This is a genomic window from Streptomyces sp. NPDC058246, assembly GCF_042881985.1.
GTDB lineage: Bacteria > Actinomycetota > Actinomycetes > Streptomycetales > Streptomycetaceae > Streptomyces.
Map to the genome: position 1 here is coordinate 1 of NZ_JBHVWZ010000010.1, position 18,945 is coordinate 18,945.

At 70.8% G+C, this 18,945-nt stretch carries 15 protein-coding genes and 1 pseudogene; 5 read left to right on the plus strand and 11 right to left on the minus strand.

Annotated features, from left to right (window positions below; all coding sequences use genetic code 11):
* Nucleotides 1-799 precede the first annotated feature (799 nt).
* On the plus strand, nucleotides 800-1,801 hold the full coding sequence (gene trpS, locus ACFVXA_RS16885; RefSeq protein ID WP_390025404.1) for a tryptophan--tRNA ligase: 1,002 nt from the start codon (nucleotides 800-802) through the stop codon (nucleotides 1,799-1,801).
* A gap of 82 nt (nucleotides 1,802-1,883) precedes the next feature.
* Here trpS and proC read toward each other — a convergent pair whose 3' ends face one another.
* The 3 genes from proC to ACFVXA_RS16900 all read right to left on the minus strand — a co-directional run bounded on the left by proC (nucleotide 1,884) and on the right by ACFVXA_RS16900 (nucleotide 4,638).
* A complete protein-coding gene (proC, locus tag ACFVXA_RS16890; RefSeq protein WP_362028622.1) occupies nucleotides 1,884-2,693 on the minus strand; it encodes a pyrroline-5-carboxylate reductase in 810 nt (269 codons plus the stop codon).
* A 251-nt stretch (nucleotides 2,694-2,944) separates the two neighbouring features.
* Nucleotides 2,945-3,775, minus strand: a complete 831-nt coding sequence (locus ACFVXA_RS16895) for an ABC transporter permease (protein ID WP_362028619.1) — start codon at nucleotides 3,773-3,775, stop codon at nucleotides 2,945-2,947.
* Nucleotides 3,772-4,638: an ABC transporter ATP-binding protein gene (locus ACFVXA_RS16900; protein ID WP_389932338.1), complete on the minus strand. Its 867-nt coding sequence runs from the start codon at nucleotides 4,636-4,638 to the stop codon at nucleotides 3,772-3,774. Before ACFVXA_RS16900 ends, ACFVXA_RS16895 begins: the two co-directional genes overlap by 4 nt.
* A gap of 449 nt (nucleotides 4,639-5,087) precedes the next feature.
* Between ACFVXA_RS16900 and ACFVXA_RS16905 the strand changes: the two are divergent.
* Nucleotides 5,088-5,348: pseudogene (locus tag ACFVXA_RS16905) on the plus strand (STAS domain-containing protein); the annotation flags it as partial.
* Here ACFVXA_RS16905 and ACFVXA_RS16910 read toward each other — a convergent pair.
* The 3 genes from ACFVXA_RS16910 to ACFVXA_RS16920 all read right to left on the minus strand — a co-directional run bounded on the left by ACFVXA_RS16910 (nucleotide 5,312) and on the right by ACFVXA_RS16920 (nucleotide 7,234).
* A complete protein-coding gene (locus ACFVXA_RS16910) occupies nucleotides 5,312-6,103 on the minus strand; it encodes a class I SAM-dependent methyltransferase (protein ID WP_390025406.1) in 792 nt (263 codons plus the stop codon). The pseudogene ACFVXA_RS16905 and the gene ACFVXA_RS16910 overlap by 37 nt on opposite strands.
* A gap of 200 nt (nucleotides 6,104-6,303) precedes the next feature.
* The gene (locus tag ACFVXA_RS16915; RefSeq protein ID WP_390025408.1) at nucleotides 6,304-6,870 is read right to left on the minus strand and encodes an EamA/RhaT family transporter; all 567 of its coding nucleotides are present in this window, start codon (nucleotides 6,868-6,870) and stop codon (nucleotides 6,304-6,306) included.
* Nucleotides 6,871-6,913: 43 nt separating this feature from the next.
* Complete coding sequence (locus ACFVXA_RS16920; RefSeq protein WP_390025410.1) at nucleotides 6,914-7,234, minus strand: peptidase; 321 nt, start codon at nucleotides 7,232-7,234, stop codon at nucleotides 6,914-6,916.
* 160 nt (nucleotides 7,235-7,394) lie between these two features.
* Between ACFVXA_RS16920 and ACFVXA_RS16925 the strand changes: the two genes are divergently transcribed.
* A complete protein-coding gene (locus ACFVXA_RS16925; protein WP_390025412.1) occupies nucleotides 7,395-9,695 on the plus strand; it encodes a PQQ-binding-like beta-propeller repeat protein in 2,301 nt (766 codons plus the stop codon).
* 149 nt (nucleotides 9,696-9,844) lie between these two features.
* On the opposite strand, the gene ilvD is transcribed toward ACFVXA_RS16925, so the two are convergent.
* From ilvD to ACFVXA_RS16945, 4 genes are all read right to left on the minus strand, one after another.
* Nucleotides 9,845-11,698: a dihydroxy-acid dehydratase gene (ilvD, locus tag ACFVXA_RS16930; RefSeq protein ID WP_390025414.1), complete on the minus strand. Its 1,854-nt coding sequence runs from the start codon at nucleotides 11,696-11,698 to the stop codon at nucleotides 9,845-9,847.
* Between the two features lie 193 nt (nucleotides 11,699-11,891).
* Nucleotides 11,892-12,509 carry a TetR family transcriptional regulator gene (locus ACFVXA_RS16935; protein WP_362028598.1) on the minus strand — a complete coding sequence of 206 codons (618 nt, stop codon included), beginning with the start codon at nucleotides 12,507-12,509 and terminating at the stop codon, nucleotides 11,892-11,894.
* Nucleotides 12,506-13,330, minus strand: a complete 825-nt coding sequence (locus tag ACFVXA_RS16940; RefSeq protein WP_362028595.1) for a sugar phosphate isomerase/epimerase — start codon at nucleotides 13,328-13,330, stop codon at nucleotides 12,506-12,508. The genes ACFVXA_RS16935 and ACFVXA_RS16940 overlap by 4 nt, the downstream gene beginning before the upstream one ends.
* 383 nt (nucleotides 13,331-13,713) lie before the next feature.
* Nucleotides 13,714-14,646: a Ppx/GppA phosphatase family protein gene (locus ACFVXA_RS16945; protein WP_362028592.1), complete on the minus strand. Its 933-nt coding sequence runs from the start codon at nucleotides 14,644-14,646 to the stop codon at nucleotides 13,714-13,716.
* Nucleotides 14,647-14,717: 71 nt separating this feature from the next.
* Here ACFVXA_RS16945 and ACFVXA_RS16950 point away from each other — a divergent pair, with 71 nt between their 5' ends.
* Nucleotides 14,718-15,566, plus strand: coding sequence for a hypothetical protein (locus ACFVXA_RS16950; RefSeq protein ID WP_383739819.1), 849 nt, complete (start codon nucleotides 14,718-14,720; stop codon nucleotides 15,564-15,566).
* Between the two features lie 123 nt (nucleotides 15,567-15,689).
* Here the strand turns inward: ACFVXA_RS16950 and ACFVXA_RS16955 are convergent, their stop codons facing one another.
* On the minus strand, nucleotides 15,690-17,450 hold the full coding sequence (locus ACFVXA_RS16955) for a hypothetical protein (protein ID WP_390025416.1): 1,761 nt from the start codon (nucleotides 17,448-17,450) through the stop codon (nucleotides 15,690-15,692).
* 485 nt (nucleotides 17,451-17,935) lie between these two features.
* Between ACFVXA_RS16955 and ACFVXA_RS16960 the strand changes: the two genes are divergently transcribed.
* Complete coding sequence (locus ACFVXA_RS16960; protein WP_362028651.1) at nucleotides 17,936-18,754, plus strand: PaaX family transcriptional regulator C-terminal domain-containing protein; 819 nt, start codon at nucleotides 17,936-17,938, stop codon at nucleotides 18,752-18,754.
* Nucleotides 18,755-18,945: the final 191 nt, after the last annotated feature.

Below are 18,945 nucleotides of genomic sequence, written 5' to 3' on the forward strand. Positions count from 1 at the left end.
CGAGGAATAATCGGAAGGTTCACAGCGTCCTCGCTGTGCGCCTGCCGGACACTGCCCGACAGGACTTTTTCAAAGGAACCTCGCCCCAGCCGAAATGGCCGGAGACGGGGTATCAACATATCTGGCGTTGATTTTTGGCACGCTGTTGAGTTCTCAAGGAACGGACGCTTCCTTTGTACTCACCCTCTCGGGCTTTCCTCCGGGCGCTTCCCTTCGGTCTTGCGTTTCCGACTCTATCAGACCGTTTCCGGTTCCGATTTCCTCGGCGCTTTCCAGGTTTCCGCTTTCGCGTTTCCCTTTCCGGCGGTTCCGACTCTATCAGATCCTTTCGGGCCTGATTCCCAGTCAGCGGGGCTTGTCTTCGCGGCTGTTGGGCCGTTCCGACGAGTGAGACTTTAGCGGATTCCTGGCTCCCGAGCTAATCGGGGTGGCGCCCTTTCGAACGCGGATTCCTCATTTCGCAAACGCGCATGAAAACGAGCTGACGACGAGTCGTCGTTCGTTGTGTGCTTGCTGCGGAATGGCTGTCCGGGGACCGACCGGAGTCGACGCTCACGTCGGACAGCTCGGAGAACATTACGTACGGGGCAGGGGTGTGTCAACTTCGCTCCGGGAGCCGTCCCGGAGGCGTAGCCTCGTACCCATGACTACGCATACGTGCACCCAGCAGTGGTGGGCCGCCTGACGGCGGCCGTACTCACGTATGTACTCAACGGCCGCCGCCTCGGCGGCCGTTTTCGTGTCTCCCTCCTGGAGCGCCGGCCGGCGGGCGCGGCGGCCTCGATCAGGAGGTGGCGGGATGACGCGGATCTTCAGTGGGGTCAAGCCGACCGGGCATCTGACGCTGGGGAACTATCTGGGCGCCGTGCGACGGTGGGCCGACGTCGATCAGCACCGGGCCGATGCCCTGTTCTGCATCGTCGATCTGCACGCGCTGACCGTGGACCACGATCCCGGGCGGGTGCGCAGGCTCAGCAGGCAGGCGGCGACGTTGTTCCTGGCGTCGGGGCTCGATCCCGAGCTGTGCACCGTGTTCGTACAGAGTCATGTGGACGAGCACGCGCGGCTGTCGTATCTGCTGGAGTGCGTCGCGACCGACGGGGAGATGCGGCGGATGATCCAGTACAAGGAGAAGGCCGCGCGCGAACGGGAGCGGGGCGGGAGTGTGCGGCTGTCACTGCTGACCTATCCCGCGCTGATGGCGGCGGACATCCTGGCGTACGGGACCGATGAGGTGCCGGTGGGGGACGACCAGACGCAGCATGTGGAGCTGACGCGGGATCTCGCGGTGCGGTTCAACCAGCGGTACGGGCACACGTTCGTCGTTCCCCGGGCCACGCGTCCGGAGGTCGCGGAGCGGGTCATGAATCTTCAGCAACCGACGTCGAAGATGGGCAAGAGCGATGACGTCGGGCCCGGGGTCGTCTATCTGCTCGACGAGCCGGATGTCGTGCGGAAGAAGATCATGCGCGCCGTGACGGACAGCGGGCGGGATGTGGAGTACGACCCGGAGGGGCGGCCGGGAGTCTCCAATCTGCTGGAGATCCTCGCGGCCTGTGAGGGTGGGAACCCCGAGGCCTTGGGCGGTGTATATGAGTCGTACGGCGCTTTGAAGAAAGACACCGCCGAGGCCGTGGTCGAACTCCTCAGGCCCGTACAGGACAGGCACAAAGAGTTGTGCGCGGATCCTGCGTACGTGGAGGGGGTGCTGCGAGACGGTGCGAAGAGGGCCAGTGACATGGCAAGACCAAGGGTGAACACGGCGTACGAGGCGATCGGCCTGCTGCCGGCAGCGGAGTAACCGACCGCCGTCACCGCAGGGGTTGTGCAAGGGGGCCCGGCCCGGGCGCCGGGTAAGGGCGAGCCCGGCGCCCGGGGAGGGGTCAGCTGTTGCCGGAGGCGAGCTCGCGGCTCCGGTCGCGGGCCGCTTCCAACGCCGCGATGAGCGCCGCACGCACCCCGTGGTTCTCCAGCTCACGGATCGCGTTGATCGTGGTGCCCGCGGGGGACGTGACGTTCTCGCGGAGCTTCACGGGGTGCTCCCCGCTGTCGCGAAGCATCACGGCGGCGCCGATCGCGGACTGGACGATCAGGTCGTGGGCCTTGTCGCGGGGCAGGCCGAGCAGGATGCCCGCGTCCGTCATGGCCTCGACCAGGTAGAAGAAGTACGCCGGTCCGGAGCCGGAGAGGGCGGTGCAGGCGTCCTGCTGCGACTCGGGGACGCGGAGCGTCTTGCCGACGGCGCCGAAGATCTCCTCGGCGTACGCGAGGTGCTCGGCGGTGGCGTGGGTGCCGGCGGAGATGACTGACATGGCCTCGTCGACGAGGGCGGGCGTGTTCGTCATGACGCGGACCACCGGGGTGCCTGGAGCCAGGCGCTCCTCGAAGAAGGAGGTGGGGATGCCTGCCGCGCCGCTGATGATCAGGCGGTCGGCGGGGATGTGTGGGGCGAGTTCGTCGAGGAGGGTGCCCATGTCCTGCGGCTTGACCGTGAGGATCAGGGTGTCGGCGCTCTTCGCCGCCTCCGGGTTGCTGACCGGGGTGACTCCGTGGCGCTCCTGGAGTTCTTTGGCCCGCTCGGGGCGGCGGGCGGTGACCAGCAGGTCCGCGGGGGCCCAGCCGGCTCGGATCATTCCGCTGAGCAGCGCTTCGCCGATTTTGCCGGTGCCGAGGACTGCGACTTTCTGGGTCATCAGGGGGTGCCCTCCGGGGGGTGCGTCGTCCGGGGTCCATCCTCGCACCGGAGGTGCCGGCGGGGCGGGGGTGTCCGTTGGGCGGGACGCCGGTTGCCCAGCTGGCCGGGGTCGGGGCTGGGCTCGGGGCGGGTGGGCCTACCGGCACCGGCGGGATGCCGCTCTCTTCGGGACAGGTGCCGCTCTCTTCGCTGCTCTCTTCGGGACGGGCGCCGCCCCTGACGGCACGCATGCCCGCAGCCAGGTCGGTTCTACGCCGTCCGCCTCCTCAGCGTTGCCGCGCCCAAGGTCAGGACCAGAAGGGCGCAGCCCGCGACGATCAGGGCGTCGCGGACGAAGCCGGCTGTCATGTCGGTGTGCTTGAGGACTTCGTTCATGCCGTCGACGGCGTAGGACATGGGGAGGACGTTGGAGATGGCCTCCAGGACGGGGTGCATGTCGGGGCGGGGGGTGAAGAGGCCGCAGAGGAGGAGCTGGGGGAAGATCACGGCCGGCATGAACTGGACCGCCTGGAATTCGGAGGCGGCGAAGGCCGAGACGAAGAGGCCGAGGGCGGTGCCGAGCAGGGCGTCGAGAAGGGCTACCAGGAGCAGGAGCCAGGGAGAGCCCGTGACGTCCAGGCCGAGGAACCAGACCGCCAGGCCGGTGGCCAGGGCCGACTGGACGATGGCCAGGGCTCCGAAGGCCAGGGCGTAGCCGGCGATCAGGTCGCCCTTGCCGAGGGGCATGGCGAGGAGACGTTCGAGGGTGCCGGAGGTGCGCTCGCGGAGGGTGGCGATCGAGGTCACCAGGAACATCGTGATCAGCGGGAAGATCCCGAGGAGGGAGGCGCCGATGGAGTCGAAGGTGCGCGCGCTGCCGTCGAACACATAGCGGAGCAGTACGAGCATCACGCACGGGATGAGGATCAACAGCGCGATGGTGCGCGGGTCGTGGTGGAGCTGGCGCAGCACGCGGGTCGCGGTGGCGGTGGTGCGGGAGGGGCTGAGCGCCCTCGGTCGTGGCGTCGTGCCGGAGCCGGCGCTGGGGTCCGCGCCCTTGCCCGTACCCGTGCCGGGGCTCGTGGCTGAGGTGGTGGTCATCGGAGGGTCTCCTTGCGGGAGGCGCCGGACGGGGAGTCGGGGTCGGCCGCGTCGCCCGTCGCGGTCCGGTCGGCCGCCGCGATCGCCTCGTCCACCAGGTGGAGGAAGGCGGCCTCGACGGTGTCGGAGTCGGTGCGCTCGCGCAGGGCGTCGGGGGTGTCGTCGGCGAGGATCTCGCCCTCGCGCATGAGCAGGAGGCGGTGGCAGCGCTCGGCCTCGTCCATGACGTGGGAGGAGATCAGGAGCGTCGCTCTCCGTTCGGTGGCGATGGTGTGGAAGAGGTTCCACAGGTCGCGGCGCAGGACCGGGTCGAGGCCGACGGTGGGTTCGTCCAGGACCAGGAGTTCCGGCGTGCCGAGCAGGGCGACCGCGAGGGAGACGCGGCTGCGCTGGCCGCCGGAGAGGTTTCCGGCGAGTGAGTCGGCGTGGGAGGTGAGGTCGACGTCGGCGATGGCCTGGGTGACGTCGGCGCGGCGGCGTTCGGCGGCGGCGCGGCCCGGGTCGAGGATCGCGGCGAAGTATTCGAGGTTCTGGCGGACGGTCAGGTCGTCGTAGACGGAGGGGGCTTGGGTGACGTAGCCGATGCGGGAGCGGAGGTGCGCGTGGCCCGCGGGGAGGCCGAGGACTTCCAGCGTGCCGGTGACCTTGGCCTGGGTGCCGACGGTCGAGCGCATCAGGGTTGATTTGCCGCAGCCGGAAGGGCCGAGCAGGCCGGTGATCTGGCCGCGCGGAACGGCGAAGTCGAGTCCGCGCAGGACGGTGCGGGTGCCGCGTACGACGCTGAGGTCTTGGGCGCGGACGGCGGCCGGTTGCGCGGGCTCGGGTGAGCCTGCGGGGTCGGGTGGGCGCGGGTTTATAATCATCACTCGATGAATATTCCTCCTGCGGGGCGTGCCGGTCAAGCCCGGTCGCATTCGACGGCGCAGGCGCGCATCGGCGCGATCGGAAGGGGGCACTCCGGCGCGAGTGGGGTGGCGCGCTTCCGCGTTCACGCCGCGGTCACACCGAAGGGGTGCTCGATCAACTCCCGTACCTGACAATGGATTTCAGTGCGCGGTCATATGCCCGAGCGCCTGTGCGTCTTGGGGCGCAGGCCCAGGTGTCATGGGTCCGGTGTCATGGGTCCGGTGTCATGGGTCCGGTGTCATGGGTCCGGTGTCATGGGTCCGGTGTCATGGGTCCGGTGTCATGGGTCCGGGTGTCATGGATCCGGGTGTCATGGTCTGGGGGCCCCTGGGCGTGTGGGCCCTGGGCGTGTGGGCGCGTCGTAGGTTCGCCGTGCCCTCCCCCGGCTCGGCGCCCACGCATCTAGACCGCGTGGGACATCAGCCATGTGCATGTGGAGACCGAGGACCGGGGGGCCTCGGGGCTGGTGGTGAGGGTGGTCGGGAACGCGACCTTCCTGCGGCTGCCCAAGCTGCTGGACGCCCTGGAGGCGTTGCCGCAGGACCGGGACGTACGGCTGGAGTTGGGCGGACTGCGGCATGTGGACCACGCGTGCGCGGCGGCCCTGGAGGGGTGGGCCGCCGGGCGGGATCACGAACGGGTCGCCACCAGTAGGTCGACGACGTAGGTCTCCTCCACGATTCCGTCCGGGAAGATCGGGAGGAGATGGCTTCTCTCCTCGGTGAGGAACGCCGTGGCGCGCTCCTCGCCGAGGACCAGGAACGCCGAGTGGCTGCCGATGTTGGCGAGGTGCGTGTCCAGCGGGACGCGGCGGCTCCAGCGGACCTGGTGGCGGTCGAAGGCGAGTCGGCCGCTCGGGTCGGCGGCGAGGGTGACGGCGGCTCTTGCGCCGCTGCCGCTCTTTTCGCCCACCTGGTCGATGCCGAGGTAGCGCTCGATGCGGGTGGCCGCCGCCGCGATCCACGGGACGTCCAGGGCGTGGGTGTTCCACCAGAGGGCCAGGGCACCGCCCGGGCGCAGGACGCGCAGTGCCTCCGGGACGGAGTGGGCCGGGTCGGTCCAGTGCCAGGACTGGGCGTACGTGAGGAAGTCCGCGGAGGCGGTGGCCAGGGGGAGGGCGTCGCCGCTGCCCCGGACGAGCGGGACCCGCGGGAGGGTGCGGCGGAATTCCGCCGCCATGCCGGCGCCGGGCTCCACGGCGATGACGTCCGCGCCCCTGTCGTGGAGGAGGGCGGTCGCTATGCCGGTGCCGGCGCCCACGTCGATGACCTTCGCGCCGGTGAGGGGACGGACGGCGAGGTCTTCGATCGCGTCGAAGAGGGTGGGCGGATACGAGGGACGGTTTGCGGCGTACTGGGCTGCGGCGGTGTTGAAGGAATGGGCCCGGGTGGTGTGGGAGGAGGAGTGGCCGCGCGTGGTCATGGGGTCATGATGGCGGGTGGTGCTGTGGGTGGGGTGAGGTTTCGTCCTTCTCTGTTTTTGCCCTCTGCCCTCTGCCCTCTGCCCTCTGCCCTCCCCCAAGGTCTCGGCTTCGCTCGAGCAGGGGCCCCCATGGTCCCTGGGGCTCCGCTCCCCGGACGGCGGTATCGGTCCGAACGGCCTCGTCCGCAAACGCCGGTCGGCTAAGGCCGCCTTTTCCGGGACGGGTTGCCCGTGCGGCGCTTGGTGCGGCGGGCGTACTGTTCGCGCGCCGTCTCGTACTCCTCGCGGTGGAGCTTCTCGCCGGGCGCCTCGGTGAGGGAGCGGAAGGCGTAGGCGAGGAGGGAGCCGATGAAGCCGATGGCCAGAAGGCCGCGGAGGGAGGCCTGGCGGTCGGGGTCGGGGCGCTTGGTGAACGCGTCCCAGGTGTGCCGGAACGCCAGGGCGCTGCACACCGCGAACATCACCACGACCATCAGAGTCACGGGCTTGCCGACGTCCGCGATGGCCAGGCCCTGGTAGGCGAAGCGCAGGACGAAGCAGGCGGCGACGGCGGCCGCGAGCGAGCCCACGGCCACGCCGACCCGGCGGCCGGTGTAGCCGCCGTCGTGCTCCACCCAGGTCGTGCCGAAGAAACGCAGGGGCTCGGGCTGGGGCCCCGCGGGGGTACCGGTCGCAGCTTGGGTCTCGTCGCTCACCCGATGATTATCGCTCCGGCGCCGCCGCGGCGGCTTCCGGCGCCCGCCGCGGGGGTTTCCGGCGCCCGTCATGGGGGTTCCGGCGCCCCCCGCGGCGGTTTCCGGCCACCGCCCGTCAGGAACACTTCGGGGCTACGTAGCCGTCGGTGCCCGTCTGTACGTAGGCGTCCGACACGAACTGGCCGTTGGAAATGTTGTCCCAGATCTTCGTCGTCCCGTACGGACCGCTGACGGTCTCGCCCGGGCACTGGCAGTAGATCGGGACGCGTGAGCCGGCCGGCAGGGTGCGGACGACGCTGAAGTGGGTGCCCGGGCCGCTGCGGACATTGACGTTGTAGCCCGGTGCGATCGGGTACGTGCGCAGCGCCTCGGCGCTCAGTGGCTCAACTGCCGCCGTCTCCCCCGCGCCCGCGATCTCTATCTCTTCCGTGGCCATCCTGGCCTCCCCCGTCGAATGGTTCACGTGAACGGTTCACGTGAACCGTTCACGCCAAATTTGTGATGCGGGCCGAGGCTAGCAAGCCGCCGAGGTTTCGCACGAAGCATCGACTAGGCTCTGCGCGTCGCGCATGCGGACGGACCCACGGGGGTGAGCGATGCCGCCACAGCGCAGCGCCGGTACTGATCCGGAAGCGGAACATCCGCGCTATGCCGGGCAGTACCTGCTGGAGGCGAAGCTCGGTTCCGGTGGCATGGGCATCGTGCATCTCGCGCGGTCCGCTTCCGGGTTGCGGCTCGCCGTCAAGGTCGTGCATGCCGAGTTCGCCCAGGACCCCGAGTTCCGGGGGCGCTTCCGGCAGGAGGTCGCAGCCGCCCGGAAGGTGAGCGGTGCCTTCACCGCGCCCGTCGTGGACGCCGACCCCGAGGCCGACCACCCGTGGATGGCGACCCTGTTCATCCCCGGCCCGACCCTCGCCGAGCACGTGAAGCGGAACGGCGCGCTGCCGCCCGCTCGGCTGCGCCATCTCATGGCGGGGCTGGCCGAGGCACTGCGGGACATTCACCGGGCCGGTGTCGTGCACCGCGACCTGAAGCCCAGCAACGTCCTGCTGGCCGGCGATGGCCCCAAGGTCATCGACTTCGGTATCTCGCGGCCTTCGGACAGTGAACTGCGCACCGAGACGGGCAAGTTGATCGGCACTCCGCCGTTCATGGCTCCTGAGCAGTTCCGCAGGCCACGGCAGGTCGGACCGGCCGCCGATGTCTTCGCGCTGGGCTCGGTGATCGTGCACGCGGCCACCGGGAGCGGGCCCTTCGACTCCGACAGTCCGTATCTCGTCGCGTATCAAGTCGTGCACGACGAGCCGGACTTGACAGGCGTACCGGAGGATCTGGTCGATCTCGTCTCCCGCTGTCTCGCCAAGGAGCCCGAGGACCGGCCCACACCGGACGAGCTGATGACCGCGCTGCGATCGGTTTCGGCCTCGTACGACACCCAGGCGTTCATACCCGAGCAGCGCTCCGGAGACGGGGAGTCGGCGCGGGCGGTGAAGGGGAGTCCTCCTGAGCCGAGGCGCGACCGGTCCGGCCCGGACCGCCGAGAGACGGCGACCCACGCGAAGGCTTCCGGTCCCCACAAGGGGTCGGATCCCCACGAGGCTTCCAGCCCTCGCGAAGCTTCAGGTCCCCACGAGGCATCGGATCCCCACGAGGCTTCAGGTCCCCGCAAGGCATCGGACGCCTCCAGGGTGTCGGATCCCGAGAAGGCTGCCGGGAACCGGCGTTGGCGGCTGCCCGCCGCGGTCGTCGCCGCCGTGCTCGTCGCGGCCGCCGGCGCCTTCACCGTACTCAACGCCGCTGACACCCCGGCCTCGGCGACCCACGAGGGGCGGCAGGCCCAGAGCAGCGACTTCAAGCCGTGGGACGTCGACCTGAGCGCTCCCGGCGCCAGAGCCGATGGTCTGCCGCAATGCACGTACACGCCCCGCACGTTGTACTGCGTGCGGCCCGGTGTCCTGGCCGCCGCGGTCGATCCGGCCGACGGCCGGGTGCTGTGGTCCCGGAGCGACACAGGACGGGCGAGTTCCTACGCCACGCCCCCGCCGGTACTGACCGGCGGGCTCCTGCACGTCGTCAGTCGGAACGGAAAGCGCCTGACGGCGCTGGACCCTGCCACGGGCGTGACCCGTTGGAGCCGCGACATCGCGCGCTACGACGGCCGGATCGCCCACGTCGGCGGCATCGTCCTGCTCACCGGTCCCGACTCCAAGGTCGTCGCGCTGGACGCGGCGACGGGCGAGGAGAAGTGGCGTCACGCGATCCCGGGGCAGGCCCTGCCCCAGTTCCTCGCGTACGGGGACGGGGTCGCCTACGCGATGACGCCGAGCGGGGACGAGACCCGGGTGGCCGCGGTGGACCCGCAGACCGGTGCCGTGGAATGGCAGCAGCGCATGGACGGGGTACTGAGCCTCGTGGGCGCCCATGACGGAGCGGTCTGGTTCACCTCGACCACGGTCGACCAGTACACGGACTCCGTCGTGCGATACGACGCCGCGAACCGCACGGCTCACCGCATCGCGCTGCGTCACGCGCTGCCGCAGGCGCAGGCCGTCGTACAGGGCGACACCGTGTATCTGCTGGGCGGCGACGGCACGCTGGTGGCCGTGGACACCAGGACGTCGGCCCAGCTCTGGCGTGTGGAGACCTCCGTCAGCAAGTCCTCGGCTCCGGTAGTGGCCGGACATCGGCTCTACTTCACCGCGGTGGACGGACGGCTCCTCGCCGTCGACACCGATCGCGGCACACTGCTTGGGCAGACGAAGCCACGGCTGGGCAGCGACCGGGGCTCGCTCGTCAGCGCCATCCCGGCGCCGGTCACCGCCGACAACAAGGTCTACTCCACCGCCCCCGACGGCTCCCTCTTCGCAGTCGACGCCCGCGACCCGTCGGGGTGGTGAACGGAAAGGGGGCCGCTCCCGAGAGAGCGGCCCCCTGATTCCCGTTCCGAGGCGTCAGGCCAATTTGGAGACATCTTCCAAGGCGTCAGCCCCCGGCTTGGAGACATCTTCCAATGTGCCAGCCCAGCTGGGTGACGTCTTCCAAGGTGTCAGCCCAGCTTGGAGACGTCCCGCACCGCGCCCTTGTCCGCACTCGTCGCCATCGCGGCGTAGGCGCGGAGGGCGGCGGAGACCTTGCGGTCACGGTTGGCCGGGGCGTAGACACCGTTCAGGGCGTCGCGGCGGGTGGCCAGTTCCTCGTCGGAGACCAGGAGCTCGATGGTGCGGTTCGGGATGTCGATGCGGATGCGGTCGCCGTCCTGGACCAGCGCGATGGTGCCGCCGGAGGCCGCCTCCGGGGAGGCGTGACCGATCGAGAGGCCCGACGTGCCGCCGGAGAAGCGGCCGTCGGTGATCAGGGCGCAGGTCTTGCCGAGGCCGCGGCCCTTGAGGAAGGAGGTCGGGTAGAGCATCTCCTGCATACCCGGGCCGCCCTTGGGGCCCTCGTAGCGGATGACGACGACGTCGCCGTCCGTGACCTGCTTGTTCAGGATCTTCTCGACGGCCTCCTCCTGCGACTCGCAGACGACCGCCGGGCCCTCGAAGGTCCAGATGGACTCGTCGACGCCCGCCGTCTTCACGACGCAGCCGTCGACCGCCAGGTTGCCCTTGAGGACCGCCAGGCCGCCGTCCTTGGAGTACGCGTGCTCGGCGGAGCGGATGCAGCCGTTCTCGGCGTCCTCGTCGAGGGCTTCCCAGCGCTCGGACTGGGAGAAGGCCTCGGCGGAGCGCTTGCAGCCGGGGGCCGCGTGCCACAGCTCGATGGCCTCGGGGGACGGGGAGCCGGCGCGCACGTCCCACGACTTCAGCCAGTCGTTCAGCGACGGGCTGTGGACGCAGTGCACGTCCTCGTTGAGCAGACCGGCGCGGTGCAGCTCGCCCAGCAGGGCCGGGATGCCGCCCGCGCGGTGCACGTCCTCCATGTAGTACGTGCGGTCCTTCGCCACGTTCGGGGCGACCTTGGCGAGGCACGGCACGCGGCGCGAGACCTCGTTGATCTCGTCCAGGCCGAAGGGGACGCCCGCCTCCTGGGCGGCGGCCAGCAGGTGCAGGATCGTGTTGGTGGAGCCGCCCATGGCGATGTCGAGGGCCATGGCGTTCTCGAAGGCGGCGTGCGTGGCGATGTTGCGCGGCAGGACCGACTCGTCGTCCTGGTCGTAGTAGCGGCGCGTGATGTCGACGACCGTGCGGGCCGCGTCCTCGTACAGGCCCTTGCGGGCGGTGTGCGTGGCGAGCACCGAACCGTTGCCGGGCAGGGACAGGCCGATCGCCTCGGTCAGGCAGTTCATCGAGTTGGCGGTGAACATGCCGGAACAGGAGCCGCAGGTCGGACAGGCGTTCTCCTCGATACGGAGGATGTCCTCGTCCGAGATCTTGTCGTTCACGGCGTCGGAGATCGCGTCGACCAGGTCGAGCGTACGGACCGTGCCGTCGACCAGCGTGGCCCGGCCGGACTCCATCGGGCCGCCGGAGACGAAGACCGTCGGGATGTTCAGGCGCAGGGCCGCCATCAGCATGCCCGGCGTGATCTTGTCGCAGTTCGAGATGCAGATCAGGGCGTCGGCGCAGTGGGCCTCCACCATGTACTCGACCGAGTCCGCGATCAGGTCGCGGGACGGCAGGGAGTACAGCATGCCGCCGTGGCCCATCGCGATGCCGTCGTCGACCGCGATCGTGTTGAACTCGCGCGCGATGCCCCCGGCGGCCGTGATGGCCTCACTCACGATCCGGCCGACCGGCTGGAGATGGGTGTGGCCGGGCACGAACTCCGTGAACGAGTTCGCGACCGCGATGATCGGCTTCCGTCCGATGTCCGCGCCCGGTACACCGGAGGCGCGCATAAGGGCGCGTGCGCCCGCCATGTTGCGGCCGTGGGTGACTGTGCGGGACCTCAGCTCGGGCATCGTCGCTCGCTCCTTCGGGGAGGCATGAGGAGAGTCATGACTGATGTCGAGCGTACGCCGGTGCTCCAGGATCCGGACAGGCCGTCCGCCATACGGGACGCGTGTCTCGACCAGCGGCCACTTCCGGACGGCGTACGTGCTGGTCAGCGGAGCTTCGGCGGATCCGCCGCACCTCGTCGGGGTGCCCGGTCGCTCACGGGTTCGTCAGATGTCCTTGGACCACGGGAGCGACCCGTCCGATGATCCGCTCCGGGTCCGCCGAGGCCAGCGGCTCCACCTGGATCACGTACCGCAGCATCGCGACCCCGACGAGCTGGGCGGCGGCCAGCTCGGCGCGCAGCTCGGCGTCCGGGAGGTCGAGCTGCCCGGCGATGCGGCGCAGCAGCTGGGTGGCGATGAGGCGGCGGAAGACGGCGGCGGCGGCCTCGTTGTTCACGGCGGAGCGCACGATCGCGAGAAGCGGGGTGCGGGTGGCCGGGTTCTCCCAGATGCCGAAGATGAAGCGGGTCAGGCGTTCGCCGACGCCGTCGAGGGGACCCTCCTCGACGGCGGCCGGGGCGTCCAGGGCGGGGGCGAAGGCGACCTCGATGGCCGCCTCGAAGACCTGCTCCTTGGTGCCGAAGTAGTGGTGGACGAGCGCGGAGTCCACGCCGGCGGCCTTGGCGATGCCACGGACCGACGTCTTCTCGTAGCCCCGCTCGGAGAACTCCTCGCGGGCCGCCTCCAGAATGCGGTCGCGGGTGGCGGGGCCCGCCTCCGTCTGCGTACGGGAGGGGCGTCCCCGGCCTCGGCGGGGGGCGGCGTTCGTCACCGGCGGGGCACCTTCACCGCGGAGGCGAGGTGGAGGCGGGTGAAGGCCAGGGCCTCCGCCAGGTCGGCCTCGCGTTCGGCGCTGGACATCGCGCGGCGGGTGTTGACCTCGATGACGACGTGGCCGTCGAAGCCGGTGGTCGCGAGGCGCTCCAGGAGTTCCGCGCAGGGCTGGGTGCCGCGGCCGGGGACGAGGTGCTCGTCCTTGTTGGAGCCGTTGCCGTCGGCGAGGTGGACGTGGCCGAGACGGTCGCCCATGCGGTCGATCATGTGCAGGGCCTCGGTACGGGCCGTCGCGGTGTGGCTGAGGTCGATGGTGAAGTGACGGTAGTCCTCTTTCGTCACGTCCCAGTCGGGGGCGTACGCGAGCATCTCGCGGTCGCGGTAGCGCCAGGGGTACATGTTCTCGACGGCGAACCGTACGTCGGTCTCGTTCGCCATCCGCCAGATCCCGGTGACGAAGTCGCGCGCGTACTGCCGCTGCCAGCGGAACGGCGGGTGCACCACGACGGTGCTCGCGCCCAGCTTCTCGGCCGCCGCCCGCGCGCGCTGGAGCTTGATCCACGGGTCGGTGGACCATACGCGCTGGGTGATCAGCAGGCAGGGGGCGTGCACGGCGAGGATCGGGATCTGGTGGTAGTCGCTGAGGCGGTGGAGGGCTTCGATGTCCTGGCTGACCGGGTCGGTCCACACCATGACCTCGACACCGTCGTAGCCGAGGCGCGCGGCGATCTCGAAGGCCGTCGCCGTCGACTCCGGATACACGGAGGCCGTGGACAGCGCGACCTTCGCATCCGGGATGCGCACCACTGGTTCTGCCACGAGGGACAGAGTACGGGGTGCCTCCGGCGGTTCGGCGGGGGTGGTGGGGGTCGGCCCGGAGGTCCGGTGCCCCCCAGCCGACCCCGGCCAAGGCCCCTTTTCGCCGGTCGCGGTTCACCACCGTGAGCGAGCCGGGCTCGATGTGGCAGGTCGCGCGGTTCACCACCGTGAGCGGGCCGGGCTCGATGTGGCAGGTCGCGCGGTTCGCCTCGTCCCCGCGCGGGCCGGCGGCCCTCTCGCGGGGTGCGGGGGCCCTACGGCTTCTTCGCTACTCCGATGCCGTCGGGGACTGTCCCGCTACCCCGATGCCATCGGGACTTTTCCGCTATCCCGATGCCGTCGGGGAGTGTTCCGCTACCGCGATGCCGTCGGGGCCCTTTCCGCTACTCCGACGCCATCTGGTCCAGGCGGCGCAGGATGACGCCCTCGCGAAGAGCCCAGGGGCAGATCTCGACGGCCTCCACGCCGAAGAGGTCCATGGCGCCCTCGGCGACGAGGGCGCCGGCGAGGAGCTGGCCGGAGCGGCCCGGGGAGACGCCGGGGAGTTCGGCGCGCTCCTCCGCGGTCATGGAGGCGAGGCGGGGGACCCAGTCCTCCAGGGTGCGGCGCTTGAGCTCACGCTGGACGTAGAGACCCTCCGTGGAACGGGCGGCGCCGGCCAGGCGGGCCAGCTGCTTGAAGGTCTTGGAGGTGGCGACCACGTGGTCGGGGGCCCCGAGGCGGGTGAACTCGCCGACCGTACGGGCGATCTGGGCGCGCACATGGCGGCGCAGCGCCTTGACGTCGGCGGGATCGGCGGGGTCGGTGGGCAGCCAGCCGGCGGTCAGCCGCCCGGCGCCGAGCGGCAGCGACACCGCCGCGTCCGGCTCCTCGTCCATGCCGTACGCGATCTCCAGGGAGCCGCCGCCGATGTCGAGGACGAGCAGTCTGCCCGCCGACCAGCCGAACCAGCGGCGGGCGGCCAGGAATGTGAGCCTGGCCTCCTCCGCACCGGTCAGCACCTGGAGCTCGACGCCGGTCTCGGCCTGCACCCGGGCCAGTACGTCGTCGGCGTTGCCGGCCTCCCGGACCGCGGAGGTCGCGAACGGCAGCAGAGCCTCGACGCCCTTGTCCTCGGCGGCCTCCAGCGCGTCCTGGACCGTCTGGATCAGTTTGTCGACGCCCTGGGGATCGATCGCCCCGCTCGCGTCGAGCAGTTGGGCAAGGCGCAGTTCGGCCTTGTGCGAATGCGCGGGCAGCGGTCGCGCGCCGGGGTGGGCGTCCACCACCAGCAGATGCACCGTGTTCGAACCCACGTCGAGGACACCGAGTCTCATGTACGGAACGCTACTGCGCGTGCGGCGCTCGGCCGTCCCCGGAGTGGGCAGAAGCGACTTACCCTGGACGAGTGCCAAAGACGAAAAAGGCGAAGCCCGACAAATCGGCCAAGGGTTCTTCGCAGGCGACGGCCACCAAGCCCAAGAAGTCCCCGAAGAAGACGTCCGTGTCCGACGAGAAGGGGCTCGACTTCGCTCGCGCATGGGTGGAGTTTCCGGATCCCGCCGACGAGGAGCAGGTCTTCCGGTGCGATCTGACATGGCTGACCTCTCGCTGGAACTGCATCTTCGGAAGCGGCTGCCAGGGCATCCAGGCAGGGCGCGCCGACGACGGCTGCTGCACGCTGGGGGCCCACTTCTCGGACGAGGACGACGAGAAGCGGGTGGCCGGGCATGTGGCGCGGCTCACGCCGGAGATCTGGCAGAACCATGACGTGGGCGTGGCGACCGGCTGGGTCTCGCAGGACGAGGACGGCGACCGCCAGACCCGCCCGTACCAGGGCTCGTGCATCTTCCAGAACCGGCCCGGCTTCGCCGGCGGAGCGGGCTGTTCGCTGCACATCCTCGCCCTGAGGGAGGGCCGCGAGCCGCTGGAGACCAAGCCGGACGTCTGCTGGCAGCTGCCCGTGCGGCGGACGTACGAGTGGATCGACCGGCCCGACGACACCCGGGTCCTCCAGGTCTCCATCGGCGAGTACGACCGTCGCGGCTGGGGTCCCGGCGGCCACGACCTGCACTGGTGGTGCACCTCGGCGACCTCCGCGCACGGTGCGGGCGACCCGGTGTACGTCTCGTACCGCCCAGAGCTGATCGAGCTCATGGGCAAGGAGGGGTACGACCGCCTGGTCGAGCTCTGCGAGGAGCGGCTGGCCTCGCAGCTGCCGCTGCTGGCACCGCATCCGGCGGACCCGGTCACCTGACGCTCGACGGGAACACTTGGACGGGACTGGACGGGAACTGCTTCGACGGGACTGACGGGAACTATCTCGCCGGGACTGATGAGAACTATTTCGTTGGGACTGACGGAGCTGCTTCGCCGGGGTTTACGAGGTGGACGGGCTCGGGTCGCCGCTGTCGCTGGGCGGTGGCGTCGAGCCCCCTGGGTCGGAGGGGGCCGAGTCCGTGGGGGTCGGCTGAGGGTCGGACGGGGTCGGGTCGCTGGGCGTCGGGGTCGGATCGCTCGGGGTGGGATCCGGGTCGGTGGGGGTGCCCGGGGCGCTGGGCGTCGGGTCGGGGTCGTGGCTGCCCGGGGCGGACGGGCCCGCGTTGCCATACCCGTCGATCGTGACCACGGCGCCCGCCGGGGCGATCGACACCCGCGCGCTCCAGGGGCCCACCGGCTCGCGAAGATGATCGACGTACACCTTGATCGTCAACGATTCGCCGGGTTCGAGCGTTCCCGACGACTGGCTCAGGTAGAGCCAGGGCGCTCCGGTGTGCGCGGACCAGTGCACCGGTGAACTGCCGGACGCGGTCAGCCTGACGAGGGTCGTGTCGCCGCTGCTGCCCGCCGCCACCGAGAGATGTCCGCCACCCGGGGCCGCGGTGCTTCCGGGGGCGCTGATGACCTCCACGGAGACGTCGGGCGAGCGGCTGCCCTTGGTGAAACGGCCGTCGGGTCTGGTGCTGGCGTTGCCGGCGTTCTCGTAGCCGCCGCCCGCTTCCTCGCCGTTCATGCCGTCGGGGCCGTGCGCCTCGCTCGCGGTGACGGGACGGCCGTCGGTGCCCTCGCCGGTGAGGGGCGCGCCACGATAAGCCGCCCAGAGGGCGAGCACGGGCGCGGCGACGACCGTGGCGACGACCGTGGTCGTGACGGCACGCGCGCGGAGACGGTCCCTTCGCGCGGCGTGGTCCTTGGGGTCCATCGGGAAACCGCGCCGGTCGAAGCGCGGAGCGCTGCCCCGCGCGCGCGGGGCGTGCCCGATGGCGATGTGCAGGGCGGCGCGCGGGGCTTCCAGGACGGGGAGCGCGGCCGGGGTGACGCTGGTGCCGGGCCAGGCGCCGGGGACCGCGCGCTCGGCGGTACGGCGGCAGCGCGGGCAGTCGTCGACGTGCCGGACCAGCTCACGGCGCAGGGTGGCGCTCAGGACGAGCTGGTTGTCGCCGGTCAGGCGGGCGACACTCGGACAGGTTCCGGTCTCCACGACGGCGAGCGCGGCGCGGGTGCGTTCGACCTCGCAGGCGGCGGAGGCGAGCAGCTCGCGCGCCCGGGCGAGGTCCATGCCCAGGACGGCGGCGACCTCGTGGGCGGCGAGCTGATGGCGCACGGCGAGTTCGAGCGCCTCGCGCTGCTCCGGGGTGGTGCCGGCGGCCTCCGGCCAGGCCAGCAGGGCGAGTTCGCGCCGGCGCTGCGCCTGGGCCTCTTCGGAGACGGGGACGCTCAGCGCCTCGGCCGCGCGCCGGTCGGCGGCGCCCTTGTGGTCCTTGGGGCTCGCGCGGCGCCCGGAGGCGTGCGCCGCCTGGCGCCTGCGCCGGGCCTCGGCGAGTTTGCGCAGGCAGGCCCAGCGGGCGAGCGCGTACAGCCAGGCCCTGCGGTCGTCCGCGGCCTCCGGGGCACGCACGCCCCGGCGCTCGGCGAGCGCGAGCGCGTCCCCGAGCGCGGCGGTGGCCGCGTCGTGGTCGCAGAGCACGGACAGGCAGTAGGTGAACAGGCCGTCCAGATAGGGCTCGTAGCGCGCGGGAGGGCGCTGAGCCATCGTGCGGGGGTTCGCGCCATGGGGCGCGGCCACCCGCTTGCGCGCGTCTCCGTGCGCCCGGTGTGCGCCGGTGCTGTGCGTGGAGGTCTCCGGACTGCTGCTCATCACCCGTGCGACCGTAGGTGCCCGGGGGTGGCCCCTTCTTCCACCTTGAGCACATTTAATCCGTACGGGTGAAACGATCCCTCATAAGGGGACAGGAACCCCCGATGCCGTGGCCTGGGCCGTCACGGGCGGCAATGGCAGTCCATGGCATATGACACGGCGCCGGGATCGCGTCTGCGGCTCCGGGACGACGTATGGCGGCTTCGCTGGGGCGACTCCGATGCCTCGGCTTCGCTGGGGCGACTCCGATGCCTCGGCTTCGCTGGGGCGACTCCGATGCCTCGGCTCCGTTGCGGCGGATTCGCCGTGTCGGCTTCGCTGGATCGGATTCGCCGCGTCGGCTTCGCTACGTCGGCTTCGCTGGATCGGATTCGCCGCGTCGGCTTCGCTACGTCGGCCCCGCGTTCGCCTCGTGCCGTCTCGTACCGTCTCGTGGTCTACCGGCGGTCCCCCGCCGGGCGCCGGCGTCGTACCGTACCTCCGTGCCCATGGACAACGCCCCGCGCCCGCAGTCCCTGATGCTGTCGTTTCTCGGCGATCAGGTGCTGGGCCGGGGTGTGTGCGTGTACTCGGGGAGCGTCATCGAGGTGTTCGCGCGGGCCGGGGTCGGCGAACACGCGACGCGCTCGACGCTGACCCGGATGGTGAACCGCGGCCTGCTGCGTCGCCGGCGCGAGGGCCGCCGCATGTACTTCGGGCTCACGGAACGTTCCGAGGCGATCCTGCGCGACGGCGAGCGGCGCATCTGGAAGACCGGCGCGGTCAACCGCGACTGGGACGGCACCTGGTCGCTGCTCGGCTTCTCGCTGCCCGAGTCGTGGCAGCGGCAGCGGCACGATCTGCGCGCGCAGCTGACCTGGGCCGGTTTCGGGCCGCTGTTCAGCGGTCTGTGGATCGCTCCGGGCGAGGTCGACGTCTCCGGGATCGTCGCGGAACTCGGGCTCGCGGCACACGTCAAGGTGTTCCGCGCGCGGGCCGACATCGGCATGGACATCGCCGAGATGATCAACGACACCTGGGATCTGGCCGAACTCGCCGACCACTACCGGGCGTTCGACCGCGCCTGGCGCCCGTTCAGGGAGCGGCCCGAGGCGCGGCCGGACGACGCCCTCGCCCAGCGGCTGCGGCTGTCGGCGGAGTGGCTTCAGGTCATCCGCAGCGACCCCCGCCTGCCCGTGCAGCACCTGCCCGCCGACTGGCCCGCCGGCCCGGCGGAGGAGACGTTCCGCGTGGTGCACGCGCACCTGGACGCGCCCGCGCGGGAGGCGGCGCGACGGGTGCTGGAGACGGTGCCGACGGAGGCGTAGGCCTCGACTTACCGGGCCACGTCCGCCGCACCCCCTCACGAACCAGCCCCGCCCCCTCACCCGTCACCCCTCACCCTTCACGAACCGACGCCGTACCTCGCCACGTCCTGGCCTCGCGCACCTCCGCACCTCCCTCACCGATGATGTTGTGCATTCCATTGACGGCAGTCAGATAACAGCCCTACATTCCA

Bases quoted from the DNA above. Each gene is read 5' to 3' on its own strand.
- ACFVXA_RS16925 (WP_390025412.1), top strand. From the start codon at position 7,395: ATGCCGCCACAGCGCAGCGCCGGTACTGATCCGGAAGCGGAACATCCG.
- ACFVXA_RS16915 (WP_390025408.1), bottom strand. From the start codon at position 6,870: ATGACGGGCGCCGGAAACCCCCGCGGCGGGCGCCGGAAGCCGCCGCGG.
- ACFVXA_RS16945 (WP_362028592.1), bottom strand. From the start codon at position 14,646: ATGAGACTCGGTGTCCTCGACGTGGGTTCGAACACGGTGCATCTGCTG.
- ACFVXA_RS16910 (WP_390025406.1), bottom strand. From the start codon at position 6,103: ATGACCACGCGCGGCCACTCCTCCTCCCACACCACCCGGGCCCATTCC.
- ilvD (WP_390025414.1), bottom strand. From the start codon at position 11,698: ATGCCCGAGCTGAGGTCCCGCACAGTCACCCACGGCCGCAACATGGCG.
- proC (WP_362028622.1), bottom strand. From the start codon at position 2,693: ATGACCCAGAAAGTCGCAGTCCTCGGCACCGGCAAAATCGGCGAAGCG.
- ACFVXA_RS16895 (WP_362028619.1), bottom strand. From the start codon at position 3,775: ATGACCACCACCTCAGCCACGAGCCCCGGCACGGGTACGGGCAAGGGC.
- trpS (WP_390025404.1), top strand. From the start codon at position 800: ATGACGCGGATCTTCAGTGGGGTCAAGCCGACCGGGCATCTGACGCTG.
- ACFVXA_RS16920 (WP_390025410.1), bottom strand. From the start codon at position 7,234: ATGGCCACGGAAGAGATAGAGATCGCGGGCGCGGGGGAGACGGCGGCA.
- ACFVXA_RS16960 (WP_362028651.1), top strand. From the start codon at position 17,936: ATGGACAACGCCCCGCGCCCGCAGTCCCTGATGCTGTCGTTTCTCGGC.
- ACFVXA_RS16900 (WP_389932338.1), bottom strand. From the start codon at position 4,638: ATGATTATAAACCCGCGCCCACCCGACCCCGCAGGCTCACCCGAGCCC.